Raw genomic sequence first — 6,434 nt, 5'->3', positions numbered from 1 at the left:
AACCTCGAAAAACGAGCTTTCCGGCTTTTTTCAATCGAATAATTCCAACAATCCATCGAATCGTTTGATCAGATAATCAAACTCATCCACTTCCCCAAATCCATACGCCGCATACACAAAAGGAATCCCTGCCTTTTTCGCAGCCTCATGGTCACCCTTCGTATCGCCGACATACACTGCACACTCCACATCATTCCGCTCCATGATCAATTGGATATTCTCGCCTTTCGACAAGCCCGTTCTCCCAGGGTTCTCGAAATCAATGAAGTGATGATCCAATCCGTGGTAGTCATAGAAGCTTTCGATATAGCCGTCCTGGCAATTGCTGACGATGTACAAATTGTATTTCTGTGACAGCCGCTCCAACACTTGCTCGACGCCGTCATACAACTGCCCGCCTTGTTCTCTTAAATACACGCATTCCAGTTCCGAGGACTCTTCCGTCAGTTTTTCGCACTGCTCTTTCGAAAGATGTGGGAACAACTTCTCCCCGACTTGATCCGCCTGCAACCCCATGATGCCCCGCAAATCATCTTTCGAGAGCTTCTCTTCTACACCGTTGTCTTCCAATACCTTATTCCACACCGCTACCGATACCTCGAGCGGATTCCAAAGCGTTCCGTCCAAATCAAAAATGATGCTGTCCATCTGTATGACTTCCTCTCCACTGCGTTTTCTCCATTCTACCGCATCGAATTGTGTCTTGCACAGGGACGAAAAAGCAAGCATGCCCAACATGAACCCCTACCTGGCGGTCTTTCTGATCATACAAATCTATAAGAATTGTGTCTGACACAGGGACACTAAAAAAGAGAGCAGGCACAAAGCCCACTCTCCCCCGAAAACCTATTCCACCTGATGCTCATAATTCACTTGGCCCGCCTGCTTCACCAAATGATACGCATTTTCCGAGATGACCCTTCCGTTGTCGAAAATGCGCTTTTGCGCTTCCATCTTGAACTGCAGCTCATACGCTTTTTCCATGCGGCGCTGGATCGACTTCTTGCTTCCTGCGAGCACGATTGAACTGCCATTGCTCAAAGTCACTTTTGTCTGATTGCCTTCCAAGCTAAAGCATTCCATAATATGCTGCAACGACAGCCAAACGCAGTCATCCAAAATCGCTGACTTGCTTGGCAACAAGATGATTCCCTTATCCCGGTCGATGATAACCGGGTTCTTATTGAGTTTCCCAAGGATCGCCGACGAGCCTTCCACCGCGCCGCGCATGCTCGAACCCCGGAAACGCAGATTTGTATCGATCAAATCGAAAGGCTTCGACTCAACTTTGATCATGCCGTCCGTATGGTAAATCACCGAGTTCAAGCAGCCATTTTCATCGTAGTCCGGCAAAATCAATACGGTCTCTTGCCCGATTTCCTTCTCTATGTTCATTTCCAACTTGAAATTCTTACGCTTTCTCACGTTTCTATCCCCTTTGGTGGTTTTTGATGTATTTCTTTACCGAAAAAGGAGTATACTAACTAATAGTTGGTATACTCCAACTGACTGCCTCCGGATGTTTGTCGGCCAAGACTATGACATCCGGAGGTTTCTTTCTGTCTTTATCCCCCTAGCAGTGAACACAGCACACCCCCCCATTTCAAAATTCGTCGTCAGTTTCGAGAACAGCTATCCGATTCATCAGTACGCCGCAATCATTATCGCGCCATATCACATTCTTCCACGCCTGAGAGAAACGCCCATCAGCGAGCACAAAGCTGATGGCTGGTCGACCCAATCGGGCTCTCACGGCCGTTGATCTCCAGCGGATAAAGCCGGATTTCTTCAGGCCGCTAAAGCGGAATAAAATTTGTCACTCTATTCTAACTTTTATTATTATATAGTGTTTATGGTCTACTTGTATAGATATTTTTTCCTTTTTTAAACGAAAATGGTCATTATCTTATTAAAACTATTATGACCTGTAAAAATGACTAGAGTTAAGCTTCATTGTGTCATTTTTCAGCTTAATTCAGGCAAAAATAAGCGTATTTCCTTTGCTGCAGGATACCTACACTTCGCCGGTTTGATCAAAGAAAGCCTGCTTTTCAGCAGAACTTCTCCCAGTAGTCGGCATACAGCCTCAAAATCCGAAAATTCCTCTACACTTCCACCTACTCGAGAGGAGTCCATTGTCCCAGTCTCTCTCGACTTTTCCAATTTCTCGTTCCAGTACTTCACATAAATTGCGCCTGACTGTTCGCAAGTGAAAAATTGCCGGTGCTGCTGTTCGGCCAATCGATATTTTCTTGTTAAGCAAGCGACTTCTTTATAAAAAAATTGTATTAAAATCAGATTTATATTACTGCTTTTCTTAATTACCCAATATATAATAAATTGGCAGCCAATTGAATTAATTTCAATTTAAAGTAGACATTGGAAACTGTTATTTTACTAATTCTATTTAGTGAAATAATAATTGATGGCTAAATTTACAAAGAGAGGGATGAAATAAATTGAGTCTAATACCCGCCTGGTTATACATCATTCTAGTCCTTTTTTCAGGTCTAGTAGGTATAATTGTTACACTAATTACTACAGCTGTACGTCAGTCCAATAGAGATAAATATGAAGTCTTTTTGGAGTTCATGCAACATAGAAATAAAATTACAGGAGAAGAATTTGTAGGTAATTTAAATAAATTGTACGTTGTTTTTAGAAATGATAGCGAAGTAACGGAAGCTTTATTAAGATTCCTTGATGGAGTTACTCATGAAAATCCTGGTAATGAAGAAATGAATAGGCGATTACTGAAAATCTATTCAGCAATGTGTAAAAACTTAAGAATAAAAAAGCTAGAAGACCATGTATTTTTACGCCCTTTTAGTGCAAAAAATTAAAGTTGAATTTTTCAAACAAAACTTTATCTGTTATTATAATTGATATTTGAAGTAAGGAGCGTGATTATCATTCAAGCAGAAATGGTAAAAGTTCCTTCCATGCCACTTTCTTTATATAATTCATATAAGGCTTAGGTATTGGATATTTCTGAACTGCCCCCCAAATGATAGACACTTTAAAAAGTGCCCCTCATTTGGGGGTTTTTCTGTTTTCAGACTCCGGTATACTGAACATATACATTGGAACGGGAGAGGTTATCATGAGTAAAATCATTTTTTACAAATGTCAACGGCGCATATTGGGAGCGAATCCGAATGTCAAACCGGTTTCGGATCGAACGATTCAATACACACCTGAATTTAAGGTGAAAGCCGTCAACGAAAACTGAAGGAAGCGCTGGATGGTAATGTTCATCCGGAAGCGATAATCTATTCCGATCAAGGCTTCCACTACACCCATCCCGAATACCAACAGCGCGTAAAGTAAATGAAATTGACCCAGTCGATGTCCCGCCGGGGCAACTGCCTCGACAACGCTCCCATCAAATCGTTTTTTTGCCACTTTAAAGATGATGTCGATGTTAAATAAGCCATCAGTCTGGATGAATTGAAAGAGCTGGTGGATGAGTAACATGGCGTATTACAACGGAACACGCTAGCAATGGAATCTAAAAAAAGAGGACTACGGCACCAATACCGAAGTCCTCTGCTCGAAGCCTAGCTGCAGGGTACCTTTTTTATAAACTGTCCATCAAATGAGGCGCGGATCAAAAGATTAATCGGTGAGTCTGCTCTATATATTGTTTGACCTGGCTTTCCGTAATATCCATTGTTCCTGTTTTGTTTTCTCAACATTTATAAATAGCACGTAATGATTGATGTTATAAAAACCAACGACTTTTTATAGTAACACACACAATTCCCATATGAATTATCAAAAGAAAATATTTCCGAAATTTAGGTTAAGCTCGAGTCCCCCCATCATTCTCCTATTTATTAGTTACAAATGATAATTTTCATATTATAATGTACATGAAAATTAATATGAAAGGGAGGCATTCTTATGAAAGAAGTCCCGGAAGATGCATCAAACGAAAAGCTGTCTAAAATCGAAAGCATTGTAAATAGAAACAAAAATAATTCCGTTGCTGAATCTAACGAGAAACCATCGGAACCCGATATTCGAGTAGTTGTCGAAATGCCATTCCAAATTAAAATTGAGGCCAATGAAGAGAAAGAAGATCAAGTCAATAAACCTAACGAGAGGCCGCCAGAACCTAATATTCGATCAATTGACGAAATGCCACCAAAGATAGATATAGAGAAAGAGTAATAAATTGCATAATTATTGGAGGTGTAATTATTTTCGACTTTTATAAAGAGGCTTATCATAATGAGTTAGAAAATAAGGAGAAAATAAATACCAGAATTACAGTTCCAATTACGATCACCACTCTTTTAGTAGGCGCGCTTTTCTTTTATCTTGATAATCTCGATAATATAACTAATAGCGTATCCAAAGTTTTGTTTTTCCTATTTAAAGCTTATTATGGTTATAGATACGATTACATTCCTTATCCTGTTGAAATAAAAAGTTATCAAGACAAATTAGTCACTTATTACCTTAATGAAAATCATAGCGAAGAAAAAGCAAATGATTTAGCAACCGCAGATGTACAAAATTTCTTGATTAAAGTCTATATCAAGGCTACTACAACAAATATGAAAGAAAACGAACGCAAACTAAAATATTTGAGACTGTGTGGATGGTCTTTGTCCGCAGTATTGTTAGCTGCTGTTATGGCTTATCTGCCTTATTTTATCGGATTAAAGATTTAACAAAAAGGAGTGAATTTTAATGAGTGCTAGTACTCCCCCTGATAACAACAGCTCAAATAATACGGTTACTAAACCGAATTCACAAAACAATCATTCAAATACAAACCCGAAACCAACTGAACCCGAAATGAGATCAATTTTAGAGAATCTTTCATTGAAAAATACTTTAAAAAAATATTCTGATGATTAGAATATTGATGAATCACAAGTGAATTGTTAATACTAATTATTTAAATCGGACATAGGCAGAGTAGCTGACCACGCCCGGTAACTGTCCACTTCATAGCATGTCGAAGCATACGTCCATAAGCTATAGCCTAAAAAGCCTTCACCAAAATTGCGGAAAAACCATTTTATCCCCGGCAGTGACACTAAATTTGAGAACGCAGTTTTTAAGTTTAGTGTCACTGGAATATTTTTACCCAGAAACCGCAAATAATCTTTTCAGCAGTTTAGATAATAATTCATCCGTATATAAGAATAAAACCTTCAAAGAATTTAGAGATGGGCTGTACCTGAATAGCTCTCCAAAAGATGCTTTGACTCCGGATAGCCTAAATCTCTTTTTCGAAGACTTGGATCATCTTCATTTTAATGACAAAGAGCTAGATGGCCTGTTCTTAGAATATCTATTAATCTCACATGAGATCTCTGAAAAACTATTAAGTTCTTAAATCTTGCTTCAAACGAACAAAAACAAACTTTCACTCTCCCGGTTACCGATTATGATGCCAACGAATGCAAAGAAAAGAGTCGCCAGTTGAAATCTGAACTGACGGCTCTTTTCTTTTGGGAGCTTGACTTTGATTTTTGACTGAGACAAGGACGCGATTAAAAGTTTCATCATTTTAAACTGCTAACAGCTTCAATATCATTCGTGAAGATCCCAGTTGCTCCCCGGGATTTCAGCTTCTTTCCTTCTGCCAGTTTGTCGACAACAAAAGGATGGACCAATAAGCCGGCTTCTCTTGCAGCATTAATATATGCCTCATCCGCTTTCCTGTGACTAACGCCAATACCGACGGCATATTCACTATACAACTCAAAAGTTTCAGGTGAAGGGATTACTTGCTTCGAGTCGTCTATCAATTGAATGAGTGGTATATCGTCGTCCAATTCATGAATCGTCTTTAAACTCTCTGAACTAAACGACTGGATAATCACTTTGCCTTTCGGTAGAGACTCGTCCAACAACCCAAACTGATCGAGCAATTCCAGCAGCTTCTCTTCCATTTCTTCACTTTCAGCCGGTTGCTTGGTTTCAATGTAATAATTGGCACTGTCACCGAAAGCTGTAAAGATTTCCTCAAGCGTGGGAACTTGAATGCCTACGTACTCATCTTTCGCTCTGCCCGGTTTTTCGGCATTAAACCAGGAACCCGCATCCAGTGCTTTAAGGTCTGCCAAGTCCATTTCCGTTACTTTTCCGCTGCCATCAGTCGTGCGGTCCACAGTATCGTCATGAAAGGCAACCAGAACACCGTCTTTTGTCATCTGTAAATCAATTTCAATAAAATCTGCACCCATATCCATCGCCAGCTGATAGGATGCCAAAGTATGCTCAGGGGCAATTGCGCTCGCTCCCCGATGAGCAATCAAAAGAAAGGCATCTTCATCCAATAAAGCAGAATGTTGATCGTCTTTGCCAGCATCCCATAAGATATAAAAACCCGCACAGATTACCAATACCACTAGAACAATCAACAATTTTTTCAATATCATCACCTTCATTCACCTTACAGAAATGAAAAA

Annotated in this window: 7 protein-coding genes and 1 pseudogene; 5 read left to right on the top strand and 3 right to left on the bottom strand. The window is 39.7% G+C overall.

The window, feature by feature from the left end; genetic code table 11:
* Positions 1-30: 30 nt before the first annotated feature.
* Positions 31-648, bottom strand: a complete 618-nt coding sequence (locus tag ON064_RS16455; RefSeq protein WP_274625615.1) for an HAD family hydrolase — start codon at positions 646-648, stop codon at positions 31-33.
* Between the two features lie 198 nt (positions 649-846).
* On the bottom strand, positions 847-1,425 hold the full coding sequence (locus ON064_RS16450) for a competence protein ComK (RefSeq protein WP_274625614.1): 579 nt from the start codon (positions 1,423-1,425) through the stop codon (positions 847-849).
* Between the two features lie 1,034 nt (positions 1,426-2,459).
* On the opposite strand from ON064_RS16450, the gene ON064_RS16445 reads away from it, so the two are divergent.
* The 5 genes and pseudogenes from ON064_RS16445 (at position 2,460) to ON064_RS16425 (ending at position 4,682) form a co-directional block, all read left to right on the top strand.
* Positions 2,460-2,843 (top strand): DUF6680 family protein, encoded by a 384-nt coding sequence (locus ON064_RS16445; RefSeq protein WP_342455358.1) that lies wholly within the window; start codon positions 2,460-2,462, stop codon positions 2,841-2,843.
* Positions 2,844-3,103: 260 nt separating this feature from the next.
* Entirely contained in the window at positions 3,104-3,232 is a 129-nt protein-coding gene (locus tag ON064_RS16440) for a hypothetical protein (protein ID WP_274625612.1), read from the top strand.
* A gap of 29 nt (positions 3,233-3,261) precedes the next feature.
* Positions 3,262-3,502, top strand: a pseudogene (locus ON064_RS16435) (IS3-like element ISBsp3 family transposase); the annotation flags it as partial.
* A 404-nt stretch (positions 3,503-3,906) separates the two neighbouring features.
* Positions 3,907-4,176 (top strand): hypothetical protein, encoded by a 270-nt coding sequence (locus ON064_RS16430; RefSeq protein ID WP_274625611.1) that lies wholly within the window; start codon positions 3,907-3,909, stop codon positions 4,174-4,176.
* 191 nt (positions 4,177-4,367) lie between these two features.
* Entirely contained in the window at positions 4,368-4,682 is a 315-nt protein-coding gene (locus ON064_RS16425) for a hypothetical protein (RefSeq protein WP_274625610.1), read from the top strand.
* An 843-nt stretch (positions 4,683-5,525) separates the two neighbouring features.
* Here ON064_RS16425 and ON064_RS16420 read toward each other — a convergent pair.
* Positions 5,526-6,404, bottom strand: a complete 879-nt coding sequence (locus ON064_RS16420; RefSeq protein WP_274625609.1) for a glycerophosphodiester phosphodiesterase — start codon at positions 6,402-6,404, stop codon at positions 5,526-5,528.
* Between the last annotated feature and the right edge of the window lie 30 nt (positions 6,405-6,434).

The sequence above is a fragment of the Planococcus sp. A6 genome, from assembly GCF_028823615.1.
GTDB lineage: Bacteria > Bacillota > Bacilli > Bacillales_A > Planococcaceae > Planococcus.
Note: the sequence above shows the minus strand (reverse complement) of the source record. Positions and strands in the feature narration are given on the sequence as shown.

Coding starts and splice junctions, on each gene's coding strand:
- ON064_RS16430 (WP_274625611.1), top strand. CDS start 3,907: ATGAAAGAAGTCCCGGAAGATGCATCAAACGAAAAGCTGTCTAAAATC.
- ON064_RS16440 (WP_274625612.1), top strand. CDS start 3,104: ATGAGTAAAATCATTTTTTACAAATGTCAACGGCGCATATTGGGAGCG.
- ON064_RS16455 (WP_274625615.1), bottom strand. CDS start 648: ATGGACAGCATCATTTTTGATTTGGACGGAACGCTTTGGAATCCGCTC.
- ON064_RS16420 (WP_274625609.1), bottom strand. CDS start 6,404: ATGATATTGAAAAAATTGTTGATTGTTCTAGTGGTATTGGTAATCTGT.